The organism is Thermodesulfobacteriota bacterium, assembly GCA_040753795.1.
GTDB lineage: Bacteria > Desulfobacterota > Desulfobacteria > Desulfobacterales > Desulfosudaceae > JBFMDX01.
On sequence record JBFMDX010000005.1, the window covers coordinates 29,393 to 52,165 of the forward strand.

Genomic DNA, 22,773 nt, shown 5'->3' on the forward strand with positions numbered 1-22,773 from the left:
ACTTTCCTGTTCGATCATTCAATGTTTTCCATGCTCTCCTGGTCCGACTGGAAAATCTTCCACTGTCCCTGGTCTTTTTTCAGGGTATGGACCATCGTCGATCGGTTACTCCGGTAATTTTCAGGCCCTGCAATCCGCCTGGCTTCCTGTGTGGTGCGAACCCTGGCCGTGTCGCCGGAAACATCGAGCACCTTGATATCGATGAGTTTGTGCTGCAGGTCATAAATCTGAAAAATCTGGGGGCAAATCGCTTTCATTCTGGCATAGCCCTGGCTATCCGGGTGCAGGGTAGACATGTATTTTTCAACATTCTCCTCCTGAAGCGCCGTCACGTTGTTTTCGATAACGGCCTTTAGAGTCGCCTCTTCGTTTTTACCGTTACCGGTACAGCCCGTTATGGCGATGACCGCCATCAGCGCGACTGCGGCCAACATACTGAATCGGACCATGATAACGCCTCCTTCTTGCTGCCACATATTTATTCGATCATTTCCGCCAGAACCGTGGTGCAGACCTGGTTCCTCCCCCGGGCCTTTCCCAGGTAAAGCGCCTTGTCGGCGATATCCAGGGCATCGAGGGTGGCACTGGCGTCATCCGGTATGCCGGCCACACCGACCGTAACGGTCAGGGTGCAGGGACCGAGATGGGGCGCGTCTTCGTTAAAATCAATTGCTTCCACTGCCTTACGAAGCTTCTCACCGACGATGGCGGCCTTCTCTTTGGGGGTTTCCGGAAGCAGCACCAGGAACTCCTCCCCGCCGTAACGGGCCACCACATCCACCTGCCGCAGGGAACACTCAAGAATCTGGGACACGTGCTTGAGTACCCGGTCTCCTCTCAAGTGACCGTAATTATCATTATACTCCTTGAAATGGTCGATATCGATCATCAGCAGGGAAATAAACCGGCCATACCGGCGGGAGCGGTAAATCTCCCGTTCAAAGCGCTCGAAGAAATACCGGCGGTTAAACAGTCCGGTCAGTTCGTCCCGCCGGATCAGCTCCTGGGTCTGCTGGAACGTCATGGCGTTATTGATCGCTATGGCGACATGTTCGGCCACGGCCGCAAAGAGCCGCAAGTCAGTCTGTGAAAAACCATTCACTATCGGCTTGTGCACATTCAGAACACCCATGATGGCGCCGTTGACGTTCTTCAGGGGGAGCCCCAGATAACTGCCCTGATGAATACCGGAATTAGGAAAATAGAAAAAGTCCTTCTCGGCGCTGATATCGTCGATCACCAGCGGCTGCCCGCTGGACACCACTCGTCCGGAAACGCCTTCCGTTACCTTGACCTCCCCGCGGTTCAGGATGTCTTCCGGCATACCGTGACTGGCCCGAATCTGAAGTTTCTGAAGTTCCTTATCCAGAAGCATCAGACAGTACTGATCCACGTTCAGGGATTCTCCGATCAAACCGACGACCAGCTCAAACAGATCGGAAACCTGCAGGGAAGCGCTCAACGTCCGGCTGACATTATAAAGGGTATATAGCTCCAGAACCCGTTCGTTGAGGCAGTTATTGGCTTTCAGCAGCGCCAGATACTGCGCCTTCAATTCATCAATATTGTCCGGAAGGAACAAGCCTCCGGATTCCATATCGCTCATTGGTTCCCCTCCTCCATAATCCACGGGATCACGGTTCTGTTGCCTGACGCTTTTTCCCTTTAGATGATTTTTGCAACTTCTATTATTAAAACAACGGTATGTCAAGAAAATCCTTAAGGATTTTTCTGTTTCCAGACATTTTATGGCAGGTGTAAGCCGCTATCCGGTTACCCGCCGGCGGAGGAATGATCACGGATCATGCATTCGATCCGCTTTACGGCCTTGCCCCGGAACTGCTTGACATACCTGCTCAATCCGACTCGCAGATAGGCCGGGAGCAGACGGGCGGCCCGGGCGGCATCTCCGCCGCAACTCTTTCGAATCAGCCGGAAGGAAGCGACCGGCTCCAGTAAAAGCGCCGATGCCATTCCGGCCGACCCCAGCAGAAAACGGAACCGCGGGCTGAACCTGTTTTTCTTATAAAGATCTGTCAGGTGTCTGATCAGCCCGGGGGGGAGGTAACCGGACATCCGGATCAGTCGGTTTAAATCGGTTTTGGCGTAGTCGTGATAATTTTTGACCAGGTAGTCTTCACGCCCGGCGCTGTTTTCCTCAGCCATCTTCCGGTACAGACCGGTCCCGGGATAAAGGGCCAGAGAAAAAAGTTGAACAAAATAAGGCCTGGAGATGGCGGTCAGCGCCCGGATCGTTTCCAGCCGGTCATCATCCGTTTCCAGGGGGTTGTCCAGGATCACATCATAATAGGCGGCCACGTCCGCTTTATGGATGAGCGTCGCCGCCCGCAAAAAATCTTCGACCAGCGATCGGCGCTGGTAAATATCCGTCAGGACCCGGTCGCTGCCGCTCTGAAGCCCCATGGAAATCCATGACAGCCCGGCATGTTTGAGTCGTCGCAAGCGGCTTTCGGTAACAAAAGAGGGAATGCAGCGGACAATGAACGGTCGGCGGACGCGATTCCGGTAGGTGCCGCAGAACTGCTCCAGATACTCATCCGAACAGGCCAGAAAGCAGTCGTCCTGAAAATTAATATAGGCGATGTCCGGACGAACGGCCAGAGCGCTTTCCAGCTCGGCGATAATGTTATTGACGCTTCTGCGCCGAATCGCTTTCGTGCCGTAAAGCCGGGAGACGAAGTCATTGCAGCAGTAAGAACAGGCAAATGGACAACCCCTGCTGCCCATGATACTGTAGACAATGCCCTGCCAGCGGGCATATTTCCGGAAAAGGAGTTGATCAAGCGGCAGGAGCCGGCCGTTATGAGCGATCAGGTCGTCGCCGGGCAGAAAATTCGCGAACGGGAGCCGGTCAATATCCTCGGTCAGAGGAGCCGGCCCTGTCCGGATAACGTTTCCACCCTCTTTCCGCCACAGACCGGGAATGGCATCCGTGTTTTCCCCGGCGAAAACCGCGGCCGCGAACGCGACCATGGCCTTCTCCCCCTCGCCGACACAGACAAAGTCCGCTGACTCCAGGCACATTTCCGGCGCGATGGTGGGATGGACGCCTCCCCACACCACCGGAATTCCGGGGGCCGCCTTCCGGATGCGAGCGCTCAGGGCCGCGGCACTGTAATACTCATGGGACATGAGGCTGATCCCGACAAACCCGGGAGCGGTTTGCCGGATCAGATCGGCGGTCTTTTCCATCAGGGCGTCATCGTCGGGCCGGAGCCCCGGCAGATAGAGGATGACCGTCTTGAAACCCGCCTGACGCAGTAAAGCTTGAAGGCTTTTCAGTCCGATGGTATCCAGATCGACCTGCGGAGAAATCAGCAGTATATCCGGGGATTTTTCTCCCATCTTTTTTCTTCAGACTCCCAGCATGGTCGCCTCTGGCGGGTCGCCGTTCCGGAACTCAATCAGCGCGCCCGCTCCCTGCCTGGCCAGGCTGCAGTTGACCACCAGTGTCCGACCCAGAAAGACGGTTCCGGCATGTTCATGGATATGTCCGCAAATGACCACGCACGGCTGACAGGTCAGCGTCAGCGCCCGCAACGCGCTGGATCCGGAATGAAAACGGCCCATCACCCTGTCCACCGTACCGCGGGGAGGAGGATGGGTCACCAGAACGGAAACGTCGTTGAAAAAATCGTTCAGCCGGGACAGCAGCCGGTTTTCACGCAAACACAGCCGGGAGGAGAAAGGCAGCAGAAACGTTCCGCTGATACCGGCAAAGCATAGTCCCTGGATGCGAACTTTATTTAAATGAAGATGAGTGATCAGCGGATCCGCCAGGAGCATCCGGTCCGTCCGTCTCCGGTCGCTGTTGCCGCGGACATAAAAAACCGGCGCCGGCATGGATTTCAAGAGGTCGTGAACATGCGGATGGGAATTGAGGCCGGCAATGTCCCCGGCCATGACGATCAGGTCCGCTCCCGTTTCAACGGCCTTTTTCCGGATCAGCGCAAACCGATCCTTGCGGCCGTGAATATCGGCCACAGCATATATTCTCACCCGTCATCCGTCCTGGAAAAGACCGGGGCGCAGGTATCACGCCCCCTCATTGTCAAGTATAACTAAAGCCTCTTCAATGGTATTGACGTTCCGGGCGTGATAACCGACATTCATGGACGTTTTGTCAAACTGCAGATGTCCCCACGTCCCGAATTTTCTGACCACACGTACAACCCGGGCCAGTCCGGCCTTGATGAGAAACTCCTGGGCCTGACGGATGAGCGCCTCCTTTCCGACATCCACCAGTTCATAATCTCTCAAGTCATTTAAGCAACTGAAGCCCGGTTTTAAATCCCGGCAGGCGTTTTTAATTTTCTCCACCACCTCCAGGATCTCGTCGGTGTTCTCCAGTTTCCCCAGCGTCAGAAGAAGCCTGTTTTTCTCTTTATCGACAGTAACCCGGTGCATATCCCCTCCCGGCCGGCGCTCTGATTTTATGGCCCGGTTTACACCTTCAAACACCTCAGCCGTGCCAGATCTTCCGCATACCCGTAAAGATGAAGCCCCTTGCTCTCCACGATCATTTCCCCGTCCTCCACGCCGATCTGCCCCGCCATATACTCTTTCAGGTTCTGAATACCGGCCAGATTGGCGGGCATCCCGCTCCACAGGTCCCAGGAGCGGAAATAAACGAAGAAAATCAGCCGGCCGTCCTGAATCCGCGTATCGATGGAACGCAGACAGGGCGGGTCGAGGAGCATCAGGTCGGTGGGTTCGGCGACCTGCAGTACCATTTGATTATTCCGGTGGCCGAACTTCCGATAGGTGTCGATTACCCATTCGATCTGGTTGATATACAGGCGGCCGCCATCCTCAAAAACAACCCTGCCGTCCGGCTCCCGGCTGTCGACGATATCCGGATCTTTTTGCCGCCACCATTCCAGCTTATCGCCGAAAAGGGGGGCCCGGGTCAATCGTTCGCCATAAGTATAGGACTCGCCCGGTTCCTTTCGCGGGGTCATCAGATACTCGATGTAGGCCCGGTCGTACCCCTGCCCGCCATATACATACCCTTCCTCTACCGGGTTGGGTATGCCGCAGGAGGGGGGAATATCCGGCAGTAGCGGCCGGGTGCCGGGAAAACTGACCAGACCGGTGAAATAATCATATTCCAGGCGTGTCTGACCGGCGAAGGAGCCCCGGTCGATGGTGAATCGGTGACCGTTGTCAAGAATATCATACACAGCCTGAAACCAGAGATCCGGTAAATCTCTGGCCTTTATCCCATGAATACGCATTCCGCCTCCCGCCTGCAATCGGTTCATGAATTTAAAAATTTGTTCGATATATAACCGAAACACCGTTTACAGTCAAGTCAATCAAAACGGCCAAAAAATATCAAAAAAGCTTTTTTTTATTGCCTGTTACATTACAAAAAGATTATATTAACTTTTCCTAATAATCAATCAAACGGGGATCTCTTATGGACAAAAAAAATACTGTCAAGGAAAGCCTGACCGCTTCCATCCGTATTGGTGACTGCCTGATCAAGGAAGGCTTCGCGACCGCCGACGACATCGCCCGGGCGATCGAGCTGCAAAAAAAAGAAGAAAAACTGATTAAATTCTCAGACCGGCCCATCTTCCCCCCCCTTGACAGGCTGTCCCGGGATCAGATCAAGTTCATCCTGGGGCACCCTCCCCTTGATTCCAATATCGGCCTTATCTGTGTACAGAAGGGCCTTATCGGAAAACCGGAACTGTATGATCTGCTCAAGGATAACACGGAATCGAGTTCTCTGGGAGAGGCGCTTATCAAAAAAGGAGTCCTTACGGGCGATAAGCTTGAGGAAATCCTGTTTGAAAATCTCGGGGCCGCCGTGTTCGGCGACATCGCCCTGAAACTGATGCTGATTACCCCGGATGAACTCAACCGGGCCCTGAACGCCAAAAGATCGCCGAAAACCCTCGGCCGGATTCTGTGCGACATGGGCGTCATCAACCCGGCTGACCTGGATTATGTTCTCAAGAAATACGGCAAGCAGATCAAATTCGGTGAAATTCTCGTCAAGGAAGGCATCCTGGATCAATCCCGGCTGATGACCGCTCTTCAGGAGCAGTTTCACCGGGAAATGCCCCTGGGTAAAATCCTGATGGAAAAAAATCTGATCACCATGGATCAGCTGTATCACGCCTTGTCCATACAGCATAATATCCCCTTCAGAAAGATCACCAAACTGGATCTGTTCGGAGCGCAGAAAACCGCCCTGACCAACATCATCGGGCAGAAATACGCCCTGAAAAACCGCATTCTGCCGATCTCGCTGGAGGGCAGAAAAATGACGGTCGCGACCTATGACCCCGAGCATCTATCCGCGGCCACGGACATCAAAAACGTGTATACCTACCTGGAGATGTCCTGTCTCTTTATCACCGAAGATAATTTCATCCGGCTGTTTGACGAATTATATCAAGCCAGCCCGGCCAAAACCGCCGCGTCGGCCAAAACCGCCGTGCCGAAAGGAACGGCGCTGAATGTCGAGTCACTGCATATTTCGCTGGACACCCAGACCGATGACTTCAAACCGGGCGCCAAAACCGACTATGGCCTGGAAAAAATCGAAGCCATGGAACTGGTCAACTACATCATCAAATACGGTATCGCCAACAACGCCAGCGACATCCATATCGAGCAGGACCGGAAAAACCCGCAACTCCGATACCGCATCGACGGCATGCTTCAGACCCTGCAGCAAGGCTGGCTGGACAACAAGCTGCGGGAACTGGTCAACAGCGTCATTTCCCGCGTAAAGGTCATGTCCAATCTGGACATTGCCGAGCGGCGGCTTCCCCAGGACGGCGTCTTCCGGGTCAACTATTTCGATCCGATTAGAAAAGAACCGGTTGATCTGGATTTCCGGGTGGCCACCTGTCCGGGTATCGTAGGAGAAAACGTCACTATCCGGATTCTTGATCCCCGCAAAGCCAAGGTGGACATCGACTCCCTGGACCATTCCCTGCACGTGGCCGATCCGTTCAAAAAACTGCTCAAAAGCGCCGCCGGCATGATTCTGGTTTCCGGTCCCACCGGCAGCGGCAAAACCTCCACCCTGTACAGCGCCCTGCGATACGTTTATAACCCGTCGGTAAAAATCATCACCGCCGAAGACCCCATCGAATACAGTTTCCCGGGCATCATGCAGACCCAGATCAATGCCAAGATCAACCTGAACTTCGCCCGTCTGCTGCGTTCGTTTCTTCGGCTTGACCCGGACATCATTCTCATCGGCGAAATCCGTGACCAGGAAACGGCCCACATCAGTTTCGATGCCGCCCAGACCGGTCACCTGATGCTCAGCACCGTCCACACCAATGACGCCGCCGGCGCCATTACCCGGCTGATCGATCTGGGTATCGATTATAACCAGCTGGCCTCGAGTCTGATGTGCGTAGTGGCCCAGCGCCTGCTGAGAAGAATCTGCCCGGTTTGCCGGGTGCGCTACCGGCCTTCGGAATATGAATGGGAACCGCTGTTCTTCACCTATCCCGAACATATCGAATTTTTCAGGGGTGAAGGCTGCCCGGACTGCAATTACTCCGGGTTCAACGGTCGGACCCTGATTTCTGAAATTCTGATTGTCGATCAGGACATTGCCCGGGCGCTGAACAGGGAATCGCCGGTATCTGAAATTAAAGCTTTGGCCCAGACCAACGGCATGATGACCATGGTGGATGACGGTTTGGCCAAAATGTCCTCCACCACGCTGTCTGAACTGATCCGGGTGGTGCCCAACGAAATGCTTAAAAATTTTAAAGCCCGCCAGAAAGCAGCCGCGTAATGTAGCGTTTCGTTTCATTCCGGCTGACATTTTTCCGGGGACGCCACGGAATACCGGTAAATAAGGATATGTCAAAAGACGCCATGAGCTGGATCGGGAAAGTGGTGGGCGGCGCCGTCGGGTTTATGCTGGGAGGGCCCGCCGGTGCCTTGGCTGGAGCGTTGTTCGGGCATGCTTTTGACGTTAACGGGACCGGGCGTCCGGATGAACAGGCTGAATCGTTTCATTCGGGTGACTCTTCCCGCCATCGTCCGCCGGAAGAACATATCCGCAATCTGGATATGGATTACGCGATGCTCGATTGCGCCGGCAGTGATTCCGACGACCGGATCCGCAAACAGTACCGTAAACTGGTGTCGGAATTTCACCCGGACAAGGTTCTATCCCGGGGATTACCCGAGGAGTTCACCATTTCAGCCACGGAGAGGTTCCGGGAAATTCAGCGGTCTTATGAAAATATCAAACAAGCCCGTGGAATGATCTGACCCAAACTATTTTTTTTCGAGTTCGGCCAGGCGCCGCTTAAGGGTTTTCCCGAGTCCGAGCATCTCCTGTTCCAGAAGCTGCAATTCATTTATTCGTTCCCGGATATCATCGATCTTTTTCTTTCCGAATTCGATGGCCTTGCGGATCTGGTCCTTTTCTTCCGTGTCAACATTATTAAAACCAATAATTTCTGATATTTCATCCAGCGTATAACCAAACCGCTTGCCCCGGAGAATCAGGCGAAGACGGCTTCTGTCCCGTCTGGAATATAACCGGTAATTCCCTTTGGTTCTGCCGGGGGAGATCAGATTCTTTTCTTCGTAAAAGCGGATGGCCCGTTTACTGACGTCAAACTCCCGGGCCAGATCGGCTATGGTATAAAATATCTCTTTGTGATCGTTCTGATTCATGGTGTCCCCTTTAACCTTAACGTAAAGGTTAACAAAGTCAATTGTCAAGATTTCTTTTTCGGACTGATTCCGCCTTTCGTTAAATGGGGAGGTTCAATCAGTAAAATCCCGGGCGATCAGAAACTCTACCGGCGACCGGTCATCGCTGAAAAGCAGACGGTCCATTTCTGACTCGAGGGGTTGACGGCCATAATGCAGCGGCGAGCGGCTGGCCAGTATCCAGATGTTTTCCGTACAGCCGGAAGAGTTGGGTACAATTGAGATGTGGTCAAATTCACGGCTTAACGTATAAAGAAGCGAGCGGGTAAAACGGCTTCTGGAGGGCAGCCCGATGACGTTGACGGCATAGAGCCCCTTAGCGGTCAGTTTACTCGCCACAAGGCTGTGAAACTCTTGGGTTACCAGATGGAACGGGATCTCCTTCATCCCCTTGAAGGCATCATTGACGATCAGGTCGTAAGTTTCAGACTGATCCCGGAGAAGACATCGGCCGTCGCCGATGAGAATATTGAATTCGGGTTTCAACCCCAGAAAGGTGACGGCTGTCGAGAGAACATCGGGGTCGATCTCGGCGGCATTAATGGACATGCCCGGAAAGATGGTTTTCAGATAAACCGGCATGGTAAAAGCGCCGCCACCTATAAAAAAAGCGCTCTCCGGACCGGGAACCTGTTTTGCGATATCGGCAATCATCTGCTGGTAGCTCAATACCGGGAAAGCGCTGTCTTTACTGACCGAACCCTCCAGGGAGTTATCCAGAAACAAAGACCGGATGTTTTTCCGGGGATCGCTTTCCACCACGAAAATGCGATGGTAACCGTTGCTTTTATCAAACACGGCATGGGCATATCCTGAAGCGGGCATGAAGTAGACCGCCGCGGTCAGAAGCACGCCCGCCGCCGGGATCATGGTTTTTCCCTGCAGGGCCAGGGCCGCGAACACCATTGCCGCCGCCGTCATCATGGTTCCTTTAATGCCCAGTTGAGGAAGCAGAAAATATCCGGTGGACAATACGCCGGCCACGCTTCCGATGGTTGACCAGGCGTAACATTCTCCGGCGGCCAGACCGGCCTGAGTCCGCCGCCTTTCGACCACCATGGGTAAAACCGCGGCGCTGAGAATCGCGGGGACAGCCGCCAATAGAATCGCCGTCAGCATGGGACCGGTTTTAATCCCCAGGCCGTAAAAAGCGGGAGTCAGGCGTTGCCCCCAGACGCCCAGAAGCAGCACCCATATGGCCGAACCAGCGGAAAAGAAAATGACTATCCCGGGCGCGTTTTTACGGGAAGCCAGCCGTCCGCCCCAGTAATAGCCGATAGCAAGCGCCGATAGAACAACGGTTATAATGGCCGTCCAGCAGAACAGCGTGTTGCCGAATGTGGGCGCCAGTATTCTGGGCATGGCGATTTCCATGATCATCGTCTGGGCGCCGAGGCACATCAGAAGGGCCAGTGTTTTCCAGCTGAATTCAGAGGCTGATTTTTCAACCTGCCTTCTTTTTTTCCCGCCCATGGATTTTCCTTTCTCCACAAAAAATAAACGTATTGCCGCCTCTGATTACCGTGCTCCCGGTTCAGTCGATTCCCCCCCGGACCCGCAATCCGCCCAGGCAATCCCCGATTGTGACGGGGATATCCCTGTTGGTAATGGCGGCGTCCCCTTCCACCAGCACCGTCAGATAATTGGCGGTAACGCCTTTCAGAAGTCCGGTCACCCGGTCCCGCTGGTCCTCGATACGGATAATTTCCGTGCGGCCTTTCTGCTGCCGGCTGAACCTTTCCCTGAAATCCGCGCTCATCCGGCGGAGGACCCGGCATCGCTCGCTGATTACCGCCGGGGGCACCGGATCGGGAAAACCGGCCGCCGGCGTGCCCGGCCGGGAGGAAAAGGGAAAGACATGCAGATAACTGACCGGCAGGTCATTGAGAAGCGCCACCGTTTCGGCGAACTCGCTGTCGCCCTCTCCCGGGAAACCGCACAGCACGTCAACGCCAATGGCCGCCTCCGGTATGATCGTCTTGACGGCTGCCACCCGCTCTTTAAAAAATGCGGCCGTGTAAGGCCGGTTCATCCGCTTCAAAACGGCATCCGATCCGCTCTGCAGCGGCAGGTGAAAATGAGCGCAGATCCTGCCCGACCGGGCCGCCAGGTCGAGGATGTCATTGGTCAGTTCCCGGGGCTCCAGGGAACTGAGGCGGACCCGGCCGATGGCCCCGGTTTCTGTTATCGTCGCCAGCAGCCGATAAAGGGAGTGCGGCGGCATCAGGTCGAGGCCGTAGGCGCCGAGATGAATTCCCGTCAGCACCACCTCCGGATATCCGGCCGAAGAAAACCGCCGGACGGCGGCCAGAACATCATCCGGGGGCATGCTGACGCTTCTTCCCCTGGCATGAGGCACGATGCAATAAGAACAGAAGGCGTTGCATCCGTCTTGAATTTTCAACACCGGCCGGGCGCGGGAACCGGTGAAAGGCGCTGCGGCGAAGCAGGAGAACATATCGGCGCTGCTTCCTCCGGTAACGGATTCCGTCGGTATCGGTTCCGGTAATGACCGGAGGCGGGCCGCGATTTCCGGGATTTTATGTTTGGCGTCATGACTGACGACGCAATCGACGCATTCCAGATCGCGGACCTCTCCACCGGCCACGGTGGCATAACATCCGGTGGCAATAATGAACGCTCCCGGGTTCTCCCGTCGAAAGTGGCGCAACAACTGGCGGGACTGGCCGGCGCTCCGACCGGTGACAGTGCAGGTATTGACGATACACAGATCGGCCGGAGCGTTTCCGGTGACCTGACGCCAGCCGGCGGCGGTTAATAAACCCGTCAGCGCGTCTGATTCAAACTGATTGACCTTACAGCCCAGGGTGACGATAGAAAAGGTATTCATGAAATTCAACCGACGGTGATAATGCCGCCCCCCAGGACGATATCATTTTCATAGAAAACGGCGCCCTGCCCAGGCGCCACGCCGAACTGGGGTTCCTCGAAGGTTAGTCGGGCATGAAAATCCGGCAGCAGCGTCACCCGTGCCGGAGCCGGCCGGTGCTGATAACGGACTTTGACCGTACAGGTGAAATCCGCGTCAGGGCCGCGTCCGATCCAATTAATTGCCCTTACCCGGCATTCGGGTATCATCAGGTCTTCCCGGAAGCCGACCCGGATACGGTTGCTCCGCCGGTCAATGGACGCCACGTAATAAGGTTTTGCGGCCGGGCAGTTGATGCCCCGGCGCTGGCCCACGGTAAACAGGTGCACACCGCCATGCTCGCCGATCACGTTGCCGCGGATATCCTCGATCAGACCCGGCTGCCGGGTCAGTCCGACCTGACGGCCGATTAGATCCGCGTAAGTTTCCTCCCGCCCGATAAAACAGACGTCCTGACTTTCCCTGGCCACAACCGGCGCCAGTTCCATCTCCCGGGCCAGAGACTGAACCGCCGCCTTGGTCATCCCCCCCACCGGAAAACAGAGGCGGGAAAGCTGGGCTTCCGTCACCAACGCCAGGAAATAGCTCTGATCCTTTTGTTGATCAAGCCCCCGGGCCAGACGCGGGTGACCTCCCTCACGCCTGATCATACAGTAGTGACCGGTGGCAATGGAATCAGCGCCCCGGTTCAGGGCGTAATCCAGTCCCAGGCCGAACTTGATCGTCGGGTTGCAGCGCAGGCAGGGGTTGGGGGTTTCGCCTTCAAGATAGGCGGCAATGAAATAATCAACGACCAGGGATTGAAACGCATCCCGGCAGTCGATGGTTTCAACCGGCATACCGGCCCGTTCGGAAATCAGGCGGACCTCCTCATCGGACAGGTCATTATACCCCGTTCGCAGGTGCAGGCCGATAACCCGCTCGCCCTCGTGTTTCAGAACCCGGGCGGCCATCAGGGAATCGATACCGCCGCTGACCAGAACCGCGATCATCAGATTGTCACCGTCTGTTCCGCCGGTCCAGAAAATCCAGCTGCCGGGCGACGGTTTCCGCTCTTGGCATGGCCACGCCGGCCGCGCGGGCCGCGGCAATGGGATGCCGGTAAATCTCCTCGATTTCCAGGGGACGCCGGGCCTCAAAGTCCAATTTCATGCTGGGACTGTAGGCGACCATGTTCCGGGTGACCCCGATCATCAGTTCGATGAATTTATCCTCCAGGGGATAACCGCAGGCCCGGGCACCGGCCACGACCTCCTCCATGATGGAGCGAACCAGCGCCAGGGAGGAGGAATCCGCCATCAACTGGTCAGTGGTCGCTCCCAGCACCACCGTAACCCCGTTAAAAGCCATGTTCCAGACCAGCTTCTGCCACCTGGCCAGAGCCAGGTTATCAGTGACGTCCACCTTGACGCCGGCCGCCCGGAAGGCTCCGGCCACTCTTTCCAGGGTCGGTGTCAGTCCGGCGGCCGAGCCGTCGGGCCGGAATTCTCCCATGCGGACGGCGCCGAAATCCAGATGATGGATGTGGCCCGGCCCTATTTTATTGCTGCACAGAAAACAAAGACCGCCAATGACGATCGCGTCAGGAACGATCCGATGAATCGTCTGTTCTACTTCAAAACCGTTCTGCAGGGCCACCACCACACCGCCTGGTTTGACCACATGGGGCAGGATCGCGGCCAACCATTCATTGGCGGTGGTTTTTAAGGCGACGATGACCACGTCGCAGCGGGGCATGTCTTCGGCCCGGCCGTAAGCGTTGACCCTTTCCAGCAGAAAGTCACCGTCTTTGGAATCAATTTGCAGCCCGTGTTCACGGACATGATCATAATCGCTGTGCAGTAGAAAATGGACGTCAAACCCGTGACGGCACAGCAGCCCGCCGTAATAGCCGCCGACCGCGCCGGTACCGATAACCGCGAAATTCATTGCTTCTCCATTACCGCTTACAGAAACGCCGCCGCGTTTTTCTGCATCTGCTCAAAATCCGTATCGGCCAGCCCGGCCCCGAGGACGATGCGTCGGGCGCTTTCCCGGTCTTTAAGATCAGAAGGAGAATGGGAATCGGTATCGATGACCATCCCCACCCCGTGTTTCCGCGCCAGGGCGGCCACATGACCGTTGGCCAGACAGTGCCCGGCCCGGGTAGTGATTTCCAGCAGGACGTTCTTTTTACCGGCGGCGATCACCTCCTCCTCCGTGATCAGACCCGGGTGGGCCAGCACGTCCACGCCCGCCTCGATGGCCGCCCGGTTGGTCCCCGCGGCCACGGGCTCCACCAGGGTCTCGCCATGAACGATGACGATCCGGGCGCCCAGATCGCGCGCCCGGGCGCAGACGCCCGGAATCAGCACCGGCGGAACATGGGTAATCTCAATGCCGGGGATAATGGTAATCGACATCACCTTGTTCAACTCATCGGCGATGGCCACGATCCGGGGAATAATAAAATCGATATTGGAGGAATCGCCGTGGTCGGTCATGCCGATGGCCGCCAGGCCCGCGTGTTCGGCCCGCCGGGCCAGCTCAGAAGGGATGAGAACCCCGTCGCTGAACAATGTATGCGTGTGTAAATCGATCATCTCCGTTATACCTTGTATTTTCCGAAATCATCCGGTGACAGCTTATCCAGATACTCCGCCCACTTCTTTCCTTCCTCGCTGTCGTCTCCCATTTCGATCGGTTTACCGCCCTGCCGCGGCGTCAACGCGTCAATGACCTTTTCGTCCACATAAATTGGCGCACCGAACCGGATGGAGAGCGCGATGGCGTCACTCGGCCGGGCATCCATGGAAAACAGCTTGTCGTCATGGGCAAAATAAAGCGTCGCGAAAAAGGTGCTCTCTTTCAAATCGCAGACTTCGATTTTCGTCAGCGTCGCGCCCATGCGGGTGATGAAATTTTTGAACAAGTCGTGGGTCATGGGCCGCTCGAAATCGATCTTCTGCAGGGCCGAAGCGATGGACGCCGCCTCCAGCAGGCCGATCCAGATGGGAATCGTCTCGTTGGTGTCGATGGTTCGAAGAACCAGAATCGGCGCGTTGGATTCTTCGTCAACCGTCAGCCCGAGAATCTTGACCTTATGCAGCATGAAAACTTTCCCCCGTATTCATGGAATTATTTTCTTCGGAAACAATCCGTCCGGAAAGGCTGTGGGCGAATCCGGCTTCAATATACACCCGGACCATATCGCCGGCGTTGACTGTGGGCGTTGGCGACAGGCTCCCGGACAGCATAAAGTTGACAACCTTGTTGGTGGAGGTGCGGCCCGTCCACTGCCGTTCCAACCCGGCGCCTGAACCGGTGCTTCCACCTGACCGCCGGCTTGGCCCCTCCACCAGAACCGGCAGGATCTGCCCGGCCAGAGCGCTGTTTTTACTTTCGCTGATTCCTTTCTGAAGATCAAGCAGAAGGTTCAACCGCCGGTTCTTTTCGGCCGAAGGAATCTTGTCGGGGAATTTGGCGGCCGGCGCCAGGGATCGATCCGAATACATGAACGCGAAAATGCCGTCAAACTCGACCGCCTGGATCAGACTGACCGTTTCCTCAAAGTCCGCCGGTGTCTCGCCCGGGAAACCGACGATGATATCGGTTGTGATGGCGATGTCGGCTGCCGTCTCCCGAAGCCGCTCGACCCGCTCCAGATACCGTTCCCGGGTGTAGCGGCGGTTCATCCGTTCCAGTATCCGACTGGAACCGGACTGAACCGGCAGATGAAAATGGTGACACAGCTTCTCAAGTCCGGCATAGGAACGAATCAGCTCATCGGACAGGTCCTTGGGGTGGGAAGTGGTAAAGCGGATCCGTTCGATTCCCGCCACCTCATTAACCATGGCCAGCAGCCGCGGGAAAGAGCAAAGACCTTCCTTGTTACCGTAGCTGTTTACGTTCTGCCCCAGCAGCACGACTTCCCGGACGCCGGAAGCCGCCAGTTGCCGGATTTCCTCGATGATCCGTTCCGGCCGACGGCTCGTTTCCCTCCCCCTGACATGAGGCACGACGCAATAGGTGCAGAAATTGTCACAGCCCCGCATGATGGTGACAAAATCCGAAACCGCTCCACCCGCCCGGATCAGACCGGGGACCTCGTCAATGGCATCCGTCAGGCCGACGTCAACGACCGGGCCGTACCCGTCCTCGACCAGATTCAGGAATTCCGGCAGCCGGGTCACAGCATGGGTCCCGAAGACGATGTCGATATGCGGGAAAAGGTCGATCAGAGCCCTTCCCTCGTGCTGGGCGACGCACCCGCCGACCGCGACGATAACCCGGGGATTTTTCCTTTTTCGTGATGCCAGACGGCCCAGAAAGCTGACGGCTTTCTGCCTGGCTTTGTCCCTGATGGTGCAGGTATTGACGATAATCAGATCGGCCTCGCGAAAAGAGTCAACCTCCCGAAAATTCAGGGCGGTCAGCATGGCGGACATTCGCGATGAATCATATATATTCATCTGGCAGCCGATGGTATTAATAAAGTAAGAGCGCATCGTCATCCGTTAAATCACTGTCTTTTCCCGGTGCCGGCACCGGTTCAATCATGATTTCGTCTTTCAGTCCGCTGATGATCCCGGCCACGTCCCGCTCACACCCCGGGGCCACCGTCAGCACCACCTGACCGGACTGCGCGTCCAGCGTGGTCAGGACCGCCAGGCCGTCATACCCTTCCAGGATAAAACGGAAAAAAGAGATGTCTCGTCCGGCCACGCGATAGTATTGCCGACTGGTTTCAGCGGCCGTCATCATGGGCTCTCCGGTCGGCACGGTTTTTCCAGCCACTTTCTGATCAAATTCAGCAAGGCATCCGCCTGGATGGGTTTAAAAAGGATATCATCCATGCCGACCTGGACATACCGGCTCTTATCCTGATCGACGGCTCCGGCGGTAACCGCGATGATACAGACATGCCGCGACATCATACCGGGATTGGATTTCTCCAGATCCTGCCCCGATTCCCATTGGCGAATTTCCCTGGCGGCGGCGATGCCATCCAGCTCCGGCATCTGAACGTCCATGAGTATCAGGCGGTACTCATCCGGAGCGGAAGTATATCGCTCCACGGCCTGACGGCCGTCTTCGGCAACCGTCACCGGATACCCGGCTTTTTTGAGTATGGCCACCACCAGTTTCTGATTCACGGGATTATCTTCCGCCAGCAGGATGGCGGCCCGGGATTGGTCTTCGCCGATGCCGCGGGGACCGGATATCGGTTGGCAAGGAGGTTCCGCGGGAACTGGGCTTCCGCCTTCCCCGTGAATCAGATGATGAATCAGAAAAAACAACTGATCCCGCCGTAGCGGCTTGGGAAGAAACCCGTCAAAACCGGCCTCCAGACATTTGCCGGCGCTCCCGGAAAAAGGATCGGAGGTGGCGATCAACGGGATGCGGTCCGTCGGCGGATCGGTCTTTCGAATCTTTTGAATGTAAAAAAAATCACCCGGTTCTTCACTGGCCAGTGCCGCCTCAATGACACACAGATCAAACGGTCTCCCGGTTTTTTGCGCCCTGCCAAGAATATCCGGGATATTCTCGCAGCTGTCACGAAGCTCCACTGTCATTCCGGCTGATTCCAGAAAATGACCGAGGATCTCCAGGTTAGTCTGGTTATTATCGGCCACAAGAATTTTTCCCGGCGGCACCCGGGTCGTTCGAAATCGTTTCGGCGATCCGCCGTCGACCACTTTCATCCGCGAGGAAAAATGAAAAACGCTTCCCTTGCCGGGAGCGCTCTCCACCGTTATATCACCATGCATTAACGCCGCGATGCTCTTGCAGAGGAAAAGGCCCAGTCCGGTGCCGCCATAATGCCTGGCAGTCGAATCGTGAAATTGGCGAAAAGGTTCAAACAGGTTTTTCATATCCGCCGGAGATAACCCGATACCGGTATCTTTCACCGCAACATGAAGCGCTATCGCATCCGGGTCCCCGTCATCGGCTCGGGCGCCGAGGGACAGCAGCACTTCGCCGGAACCGGTAAACTTGGCGGCGTTACTCATCAAATTCAACAGCACCTGCCGGAAGCGATGGGGATCTCCGTAAACCTTGGCCGGAACGTTGTCGTCGATGCGGCAGATCAGTTCCACCGGCTTACGGTAAAGCCGGGGACGGATCAGATCGCAGACATCAAAACAGATGATCTCCGGGTCAAAAACAATGTTTTCCAGTTTCATCTTGCCGGCTTCGATCTTGGAGGAGTCCAGCAGGTCGTTCAACAGGGACAGCAACACCTCGCCGCTCATCTTGATATTGGCGGCGTAGCTCATCTGCTCATCGTTCAGTCCGGTGGACAGGAGGATATCCGTAAACCCCAGGATCCCGGTCAGGGGTGTCCGGATTTCGTGGCTGATGCTGGCCAGGAGATCGCTTTTCGCCTGGGCCGTCTGACGCACCTCGTTCATCATCCGGTTGACCTGGTTAACCGTTTCCATCAACCGTTCATTGGTGTTCTGGAACTGTTTGACCAGCTTTTTTTCCCGCTTTATCCGCTCGATGCGGGCGACCAGTTCCATCATTTCAAACGGTTTGACCAGATAGTCGGAGGCGCCGGCATTGATGATTTCCACATAGGAGTGTTCCCCGGTATGACCGGTCATGATGATAAAGTCCATGTCCGGAAACAGGGCCTTGGCTTCGTTCATCAAGGCGATGCCGTCTTTACCGGGGAGCACCACATCGGCCACCACCACGTCGATGGAAAAATCCCGTATGATTTTCAGGGCACTCTCGGCGTCACGGGCGGATTTGCTGTAATACCCCCGCTGCAGCATGAACTGCTCCAGGGAATCCAGAAACATCCGGTCGTCATCGACCAGCAGAACCGTCTTGTTGAACTGATCGGTCATGCCCTATCCTTTGACGCGCTCCACGTAAGCCCGTGTCCGGGTATCCACTTTCAGAACCTCGCCCTCCTCAATGAACGGGGGGACCTGCAGCACGCATCCGGTTTCCAGGGTAACCGGTTTGGTGCTGCCGGCGGCGGTGTCCCCTTTTGCCCAGGGGTCCGCTTTTGTCACCTTCAGTTCGATGAAATTGGGCAGGGTAATGCCGATGGGCGCGTTATCATAAAAGAGCACGTCACAAACCGTGTTCTCTTTCAGCAGGTCCTTAACGTCACTGACCTGATCGGCGGAGATGGTGACCTGTTCATAGGTATTTGAATCCATGAAACAGTAACCATTGCTGTCGGCGTAAAGATATTCCATCTTCCGCTCCTCCAGATCGGCTTTGTCCACCTTGTCCCCGCTCCTGAAGGTCTGATCGAACTGCGACCCGGTTTTCATGTTCTTGAGCCGGCACTTGTAAAGCGCCTGCCCTTTTCCGGGTTTGACAAATTGAAAATCGACAATCACGTAAGGATCCCCGTCTATAGCGATTTTCAGGCCTTTTTTGAATTCCGCGGCTTCATACATCTTCTTCTGATCTCCTCATTTTTTATTAAAATCAACATCCATTCTTCCTGAAACAAAGGGCGACGACGGGATATGTCGCGATTCTTTTTACCCGTCTGCTTCCGCCCTTCGCACCTCTTCAACAAAACGACGCACTTTATCGTAATCCTTTTCAAAACGCACGGTCCCCCCGCGGCCGTCGTCCCGGTTGGTCCGGGTGCAGCTGTCCACCCCGGCCGGCCGGGTCCGGACGATGGCTTCATACACATTGTCCGGGGACAGTCCGCCGGCCAGGATCACCGGCACCCGGGTGAATTTCACCAGTTCCGCCACCATCTCCCAGTCGCAGGTTGTGCCGGTAATGCCGACAAAACCCGGCACCGGCTGTTCTTTATTGCCGGGATCCGGAGATACCGGCAGAACCGTATCGGTCAGGAAAAAATCGCTGATGGGCTCAAACCGGGCCGCCATTTCCATGAGCCGCTCTTTCTGTTCCATTCCCGGCGGTCCCACCGGCAGGCTTCTCATAACGCTGATCCCGGGGAAACGCTCCCTGATCCTGGCCTGAGCCGTTCCAAGACTGTCGATCCGCCGACGAAAGTCCGGAGCTGAAGGGATGGTCTCACACAGATGAACAATATCCGGCTGATAATAATCCAGCGCCCGGCAAACCGCGTCCGCTGAAGAAAACAGGGGGAGCAGGCTGCTTCTGGCGCCGCTTTCCGATACCAGTCGCACTGTTTCCTTCAGTTCGGGTATCTTCCAGTTCCGTTCGTCCAAGACCACGCTGCCGATGTGATCAACGCCCATGGCCAGGAGTTTATCCGCCACCCGGGGGGACTGGATTTCATATATCTGCGTCAATACGGATTTATCGGCCATACCCGTCATCATCTCCGGTTCTGGTTCAACGGAAAACCGAGGAGTAAAACACGTCCTGCCCCGGCCGCGGCAACACCGCAAACCGGCAGGCCGCGCCTTCCGGAATCCGGGGATTATACCACCGGGCTTCATACACTCCCATCCGCCGGCCGTCCGCCCATTTGAGAAAATTCACGGACACATCATACCCTTCATCATTCACCGGTCTCTCATCCGTCACCAGCTCCCGCCAGTCGCCACCGTCACGGCTCGTTTCAATCCGGATCAGGGGCTGATGATAATCAATGGATCCAGGGGAGACGTCTTTCCAGCGGTATGTCCAGCAGGGCTCGGCATTGTCTCCGGCCTTAATGAAGGCGGGCATTGCCACCTCTTCCCTTTTTCCCGGACAGGCTTGCCGTTCCGGAAAATAGGCGGCCGTGGTGAGGTCGAATCGCCACGCCTCCGGAACATCCCTTACCCCTCCCTTTTCCATGGCGACCGCCAGGGCGGCGGCATGCTGCTCCAGAAAAGCGGCCGTATTGGGACCGTACAGGGTATGACCGCCCTCATAGTGCTGGCGGGAATATTCCTCCGGCGTGGTGACGTATCCGAAATATCCGTTGGCGCAGCTGACCACGACCGCACGGCCGGAATCACCGCCCGCCGCCCGTTCCACCGCCCGGGAAATCCGTCGTCCGGCCTGGCAGGTCACCTCAAAGGGAAGCGGCACCAGGATAACGTCTCCCACCCGGATCGTCTGGAAAAACAAATGGTGGGGGAAATCCTTCTTTTTAAGCACCAGGGGCTGGAAAATGCCTCCGATATGTCGCTTGTATCCCTGGCATGAACCGGTAAAGACCCACCGTGACGTTGCCCATCCCTCATGGAAAAAGGGGAGCCATCGCAGGACCGGCGTCTTGCCGTCCTCTGCCCCGGCCGTCAGGGCGTTGCCCACCACGGGTCGGTCGCAGAGAGAGACCCCATTGATTGTATTATCCCGGTACAAATCGACCTCCCGGCAGGCCGATGAAACAATTATTGCATCACCGGGAACAGTCTGCAGTGAGTCGAACAGCGCCACTGCCTGCCGCCCGATCTCCAGTCCGACCCGCCTTGCTTCCATGAAGCCCTGCCGGCCGGGAGCGTAGCCGGGAGAGTTATCTCCGTGGGTGCCGTTCACCGCGGCGTGAATCTTGCGCCAGGAGGTCGGTTCCCGCTGTTCCAGCGAGAATTCGAGTTCCCGGGCGATATAACCGAACACGTCCGCCGTGTAAAACTCATTCCAGTATGGCACCGACGTGGGGTGAACGGAAAAGCTGGAAAAGGCGCCCGCCGGACGATAAGTACCGTCATCGTCCCGCAGATCCACCCGGATCATCGTCATGATGGGATTAACCGCTGTTTCCCGGTCTGATGGTCTGTCCGCCTCGCCTGTCCGGTGTTCCGCCCCTTCCTCAAAATTTGCCAGAAAAGCTTCCATGCTGCGGTTACGCGTCACGCCCTGAATCTCGGCGGTTCCCACGGCGATCCGGGCCGGCCGCCGGTTGCGATAAGCCTCGATAACGGCATCAGCGATCCGGGAAGAGAGGAACTGATATAATTCCCCGTCCAGTCCTTTTTTGGACGAAGCGAATTTATTGTAAAAATTACAATCGAAAAAATTACCCGGTGCTGAATGAGAATGCGTCCCGGCAAACATCAATCCGCTGATGGGGACATCCACAAAAGGCGCGATCAGTTCGGCGACCCGGTGATGCACCAGACGGGAGCCGGACAGGAGATCCGTCTGGACCAGCGCTACAGCCTCACCTTCGGCCGAACGGATATAGATAACGCGGGCATAAAGCCGGTTTCTGAAGCCCGTGCAGGTTTCGGCCATGGCCGAATAACCGGCCACGGCAAAACCCGGCGGAGGCGTGATGTCGACCCGGGACAATCCGGCCTCAACGTTACCGGAAACAGCCGTCGCGGGCAAGGGCTCTTGCCGCTGGATCTTGATCAGAGTTGTCCCGTAGGAGCCACAACCGATGATTCCGGCCAGCATTACCAGGACCAGCAGAAGAAGCCGTGTTTCCCTACCGTAACGCATCATTCCTCCCGACAGTTTGAAAGTAACAGGTTGATAAATCCCTCATTGCCAATATCCGTGTCCGTCTCATCGGACCAGAGCCGCAGAAAGTCGGGGCTCACGGGCCAGAGCTTCCGGCCGAAATGGTCGATATGCAGCCAGGTCATGTCAAACGATTCCAGCAGATCGAGCAGTTCGTTACCCGATGCCCCCGACTGCCGCAGCCCCCATGGCCAGAATTCCACCATCAGGGTCAAATGGTCCCGATTTTCCAGGATAATGTCTTTTAATCCGTTCAAAATCCGGTATTCCGATCCCTGGGTATCAATTTTAATAAAATTGACCCGATCCGTTATCGACCGTAAATGCCGGCCGGCGTGGATGACCGGAATTTCCCTGCTCCCGCGGCCGTCACCGCTGTCATACAGGCGATGATCTCCTTTATTGTCCGGCGATAGAAAAAGGTGTCCGCTACCGTCGCGGTCGGAGACGGCGGCCTGAACCGGAATAACGTTCAAGGCCCGGTTCAGACACAGATTTTCACAAAGCAGCCGGTAGTTCTCATCGTCCGGTTCATAGGCGATCACCTTCCCGCTGTTTCCCGCAATAGCCGCGGCAAGGACCGTATAGTAGCCGATATTGGCTCCGATATCCAGAAAGACATCCCCGGGTTTGAGAAAACGCACCACTAATCCGGTTTCATAAGGTTCCCAGATGCGGTGCTCCCGGATTTGCCTGGACACGCAGGTATCGTACCGGTCATGGGTGCCCAGTATCAACCGGCTGTTCAGGCCGGGTATGTCCAGTCGGATGGGATGCAAGGCATATCCTTG

The 22,773-nt window shown here is 56.2% G+C and carries 22 protein-coding genes; 2 read left to right on the forward strand and 20 right to left on the reverse strand.

The features are described from left to right. Positions 1-14: 14 nt before the first annotated feature. The 6 genes from AB1724_07950 to AB1724_07975 form a co-directional block, all read right to left on the reverse strand. Positions 15-449: a nuclear transport factor 2 family protein gene (locus AB1724_07950; GenBank protein ID MEW6077727.1), complete on the reverse strand. Its 435-nt coding sequence runs from the start codon at positions 447-449 to the stop codon at positions 15-17. A gap of 29 nt (positions 450-478) precedes the next feature. Continuing rightward, complete coding sequence (locus AB1724_07955; GenBank protein ID MEW6077728.1) at positions 479-1,606, reverse strand: sensor domain-containing diguanylate cyclase; 1,128 nt, start codon at positions 1,604-1,606, stop codon at positions 479-481. Positions 1,607-1,773: 167 nt separating this feature from the next. Next, complete coding sequence (locus AB1724_07960) at positions 1,774-3,366, reverse strand: radical SAM protein (protein MEW6077729.1); 1,593 nt, start codon at positions 3,364-3,366, stop codon at positions 1,774-1,776. Between the two features lie 9 nt (positions 3,367-3,375). Next, a complete protein-coding gene (locus AB1724_07965; GenBank protein MEW6077730.1) occupies positions 3,376-4,020 on the reverse strand; it encodes a metallophosphoesterase in 645 nt (214 codons plus the stop codon). Positions 4,021-4,056: 36 nt separating this feature from the next. Next, positions 4,057-4,428 carry a hypothetical protein gene (locus tag AB1724_07970; protein ID MEW6077731.1) on the reverse strand — a complete coding sequence of 124 codons (372 nt, stop codon included), beginning with the start codon at positions 4,426-4,428 and terminating at the stop codon, positions 4,057-4,059. Between the two features lie 38 nt (positions 4,429-4,466). Beyond that, positions 4,467-5,258 (reverse strand): thymidylate synthase, encoded by a 792-nt coding sequence (locus AB1724_07975; GenBank protein ID MEW6077732.1) that lies wholly within the window; start codon positions 5,256-5,258, stop codon positions 4,467-4,469. A 185-nt stretch (positions 5,259-5,443) separates the two neighbouring features. Between AB1724_07975 and AB1724_07980 the strand changes: the two genes are divergently transcribed. Next, positions 5,444-7,798 carry an ATPase, T2SS/T4P/T4SS family gene (locus AB1724_07980; GenBank protein ID MEW6077733.1) on the forward strand — a complete coding sequence of 785 codons (2,355 nt, stop codon included), beginning with the start codon at positions 5,444-5,446 and terminating at the stop codon, positions 7,796-7,798. Between the two features lie 68 nt (positions 7,799-7,866). Next, the gene (locus AB1724_07985) at positions 7,867-8,283 is read left to right on the forward strand and encodes a DnaJ domain-containing protein (protein ID MEW6077734.1); all 417 of its coding nucleotides are present in this window, start codon (positions 7,867-7,869) and stop codon (positions 8,281-8,283) included. 6 nt (positions 8,284-8,289) lie between these two features. On the opposite strand, the gene AB1724_07990 is transcribed toward AB1724_07985, so the two are convergent. The 14 genes from AB1724_07990 to AB1724_08055 form a co-directional block, all read right to left on the reverse strand. Next, the gene (locus AB1724_07990) at positions 8,290-8,694 is read right to left on the reverse strand and encodes a MerR family transcriptional regulator (protein MEW6077735.1); all 405 of its coding nucleotides are present in this window, start codon (positions 8,692-8,694) and stop codon (positions 8,290-8,292) included. A 93-nt stretch (positions 8,695-8,787) separates the two neighbouring features. Then, positions 8,788-10,206 carry a fused MFS/spermidine synthase gene (locus AB1724_07995; GenBank protein ID MEW6077736.1) on the reverse strand — a complete coding sequence of 473 codons (1,419 nt, stop codon included), beginning with the start codon at positions 10,204-10,206 and terminating at the stop codon, positions 8,788-8,790. 61 nt (positions 10,207-10,267) lie between these two features. Further along, positions 10,268-11,584 carry a tRNA (N(6)-L-threonylcarbamoyladenosine(37)-C(2))-methylthiotransferase MtaB gene (mtaB, locus tag AB1724_08000; GenBank protein MEW6077737.1) on the reverse strand — a complete coding sequence of 439 codons (1,317 nt, stop codon included), beginning with the start codon at positions 11,582-11,584 and terminating at the stop codon, positions 10,268-10,270. Between the two features lie 5 nt (positions 11,585-11,589). Beyond that, positions 11,590-12,615: a tRNA 2-thiouridine(34) synthase MnmA gene (mnmA, locus tag AB1724_08005; protein ID MEW6077738.1), complete on the reverse strand. Its 1,026-nt coding sequence runs from the start codon at positions 12,613-12,615 to the stop codon at positions 11,590-11,592. 7 nt (positions 12,616-12,622) lie between these two features. Beyond that, the gene (locus AB1724_08010; protein MEW6077739.1) at positions 12,623-13,552 is read right to left on the reverse strand and encodes a putative 2-dehydropantoate 2-reductase; all 930 of its coding nucleotides are present in this window, start codon (positions 13,550-13,552) and stop codon (positions 12,623-12,625) included. Between the two features lie 17 nt (positions 13,553-13,569). Further along, positions 13,570-14,205 (reverse strand): histidinol phosphate phosphatase domain-containing protein, encoded by a 636-nt coding sequence (locus AB1724_08015; protein MEW6077740.1) that lies wholly within the window; start codon positions 14,203-14,205, stop codon positions 13,570-13,572. 5 nt (positions 14,206-14,210) lie between these two features. Beyond that, on the reverse strand, positions 14,211-14,714 hold the full coding sequence (locus AB1724_08020; protein MEW6077741.1) for a bifunctional nuclease family protein: 504 nt from the start codon (positions 14,712-14,714) through the stop codon (positions 14,211-14,213). Then, positions 14,704-16,074 (reverse strand): tRNA (N6-isopentenyl adenosine(37)-C2)-methylthiotransferase MiaB, encoded by a 1,371-nt coding sequence (gene miaB, locus AB1724_08025; protein ID MEW6077742.1) that lies wholly within the window; start codon positions 16,072-16,074, stop codon positions 14,704-14,706. Before miaB ends, AB1724_08020 begins: the two co-directional genes overlap by 11 nt. A gap of 16 nt (positions 16,075-16,090) precedes the next feature. Further along, the gene (locus AB1724_08030) at positions 16,091-16,366 is read right to left on the reverse strand and encodes a DUF4911 domain-containing protein (GenBank protein MEW6077743.1); all 276 of its coding nucleotides are present in this window, start codon (positions 16,364-16,366) and stop codon (positions 16,091-16,093) included. Then, positions 16,363-18,462: a response regulator gene (locus AB1724_08035; GenBank protein MEW6077744.1), complete on the reverse strand. Its 2,100-nt coding sequence runs from the start codon at positions 18,460-18,462 to the stop codon at positions 16,363-16,365. The genes AB1724_08030 and AB1724_08035 overlap by 4 nt, the downstream gene beginning before the upstream one ends. A 3-nt stretch (positions 18,463-18,465) precedes the next feature. Further along, positions 18,466-19,029 (reverse strand): elongation factor P, encoded by a 564-nt coding sequence (gene efp / locus AB1724_08040; protein MEW6077745.1) that lies wholly within the window; start codon positions 19,027-19,029, stop codon positions 18,466-18,468. An 87-nt stretch (positions 19,030-19,116) separates the two neighbouring features. After that, entirely contained in the window at positions 19,117-19,890 is a 774-nt protein-coding gene (locus AB1724_08045; protein MEW6077746.1) for a hypothetical protein, read from the reverse strand. A gap of 25 nt (positions 19,891-19,915) precedes the next feature. Next, positions 19,916-21,964, reverse strand: a complete 2,049-nt coding sequence (locus AB1724_08050; GenBank protein ID MEW6077747.1) for a neutral/alkaline non-lysosomal ceramidase N-terminal domain-containing protein — start codon at positions 21,962-21,964, stop codon at positions 19,916-19,918. After that, the gene (locus AB1724_08055) at positions 21,961-22,761 is read right to left on the reverse strand and encodes an FkbM family methyltransferase (GenBank protein ID MEW6077748.1); all 801 of its coding nucleotides are present in this window, start codon (positions 22,759-22,761) and stop codon (positions 21,961-21,963) included. Before AB1724_08055 ends, AB1724_08050 begins: the two co-directional genes overlap by 4 nt. Positions 22,762-22,773 lie beyond the last annotated feature (12 nt).

Excerpts from the sequence above, each read along its gene's own strand:
- AB1724_08030 (MEW6077743.1), bottom strand. The coding sequence starts at position 16,366 with ATGATGACGGCCGCTGAAACCAGTCGGCAATACTATCGCGTGGCCGGA.
- AB1724_07985 (MEW6077734.1), top strand. The coding sequence starts at position 7,867 with ATGTCAAAAGACGCCATGAGCTGGATCGGGAAAGTGGTGGGCGGCGCC.
- AB1724_08015 (MEW6077740.1), bottom strand. The coding sequence starts at position 14,205 with ATGATCGATTTACACACGCATACATTGTTCAGCGACGGGGTTCTCATC.
- AB1724_07950 (MEW6077727.1), bottom strand. The coding sequence starts at position 449 with ATGGTCCGATTCAGTATGTTGGCCGCAGTCGCGCTGATGGCGGTCATC.
- AB1724_07990 (MEW6077735.1), bottom strand. The coding sequence starts at position 8,694 with ATGAATCAGAACGATCACAAAGAGATATTTTATACCATAGCCGATCTG.
- AB1724_07995 (MEW6077736.1), bottom strand. The coding sequence starts at position 10,206 with ATGGGCGGGAAAAAAAGAAGGCAGGTTGAAAAATCAGCCTCTGAATTC.
- miaB (MEW6077742.1), bottom strand. The coding sequence starts at position 16,074 with ATGAATATATATGATTCATCGCGAATGTCCGCCATGCTGACCGCCCTG.
- AB1724_08045 (MEW6077746.1), bottom strand. The coding sequence starts at position 19,890 with ATGGCCGATAAATCCGTATTGACGCAGATATATGAAATCCAGTCCCCC.
- AB1724_07960 (MEW6077729.1), bottom strand. The coding sequence starts at position 3,366 with ATGGGAGAAAAATCCCCGGATATACTGCTGATTTCTCCGCAGGTCGAT.
- AB1724_07970 (MEW6077731.1), bottom strand. The coding sequence starts at position 4,428 with ATGCACCGGGTTACTGTCGATAAAGAGAAAAACAGGCTTCTTCTGACG.
- efp (MEW6077745.1), bottom strand. The coding sequence starts at position 19,029 with ATGTATGAAGCCGCGGAATTCAAAAAAGGCCTGAAAATCGCTATAGAC.
- mnmA (MEW6077738.1), bottom strand. The coding sequence starts at position 12,615 with ATGATCGCGGTTCTGGTCAGCGGCGGTATCGATTCCCTGATGGCCGCC.
- AB1724_08050 (MEW6077747.1), bottom strand. The coding sequence starts at position 21,964 with ATGATGCGTTACGGTAGGGAAACACGGCTTCTTCTGCTGGTCCTGGTA.
- AB1724_08035 (MEW6077744.1), bottom strand. The coding sequence starts at position 18,462 with ATGACCGATCAGTTCAACAAGACGGTTCTGCTGGTCGATGACGACCGG.
- AB1724_07955 (MEW6077728.1), bottom strand. The coding sequence starts at position 1,606 with ATGAGCGATATGGAATCCGGAGGCTTGTTCCTTCCGGACAATATTGAT.
- AB1724_08020 (MEW6077741.1), bottom strand. The coding sequence starts at position 14,714 with ATGCTGCATAAGGTCAAGATTCTCGGGCTGACGGTTGACGAAGAATCC.
- AB1724_08010 (MEW6077739.1), bottom strand. The coding sequence starts at position 13,552 with ATGAATTTCGCGGTTATCGGTACCGGCGCGGTCGGCGGCTATTACGGC.
- AB1724_07975 (MEW6077732.1), bottom strand. The coding sequence starts at position 5,258 with ATGCGTATTCATGGGATAAAGGCCAGAGATTTACCGGATCTCTGGTTT.
- mtaB (MEW6077737.1), bottom strand. The coding sequence starts at position 11,584 with ATGAATACCTTTTCTATCGTCACCCTGGGCTGTAAGGTCAATCAGTTT.
- AB1724_07980 (MEW6077733.1), top strand. The coding sequence starts at position 5,444 with ATGGACAAAAAAAATACTGTCAAGGAAAGCCTGACCGCTTCCATCCGT.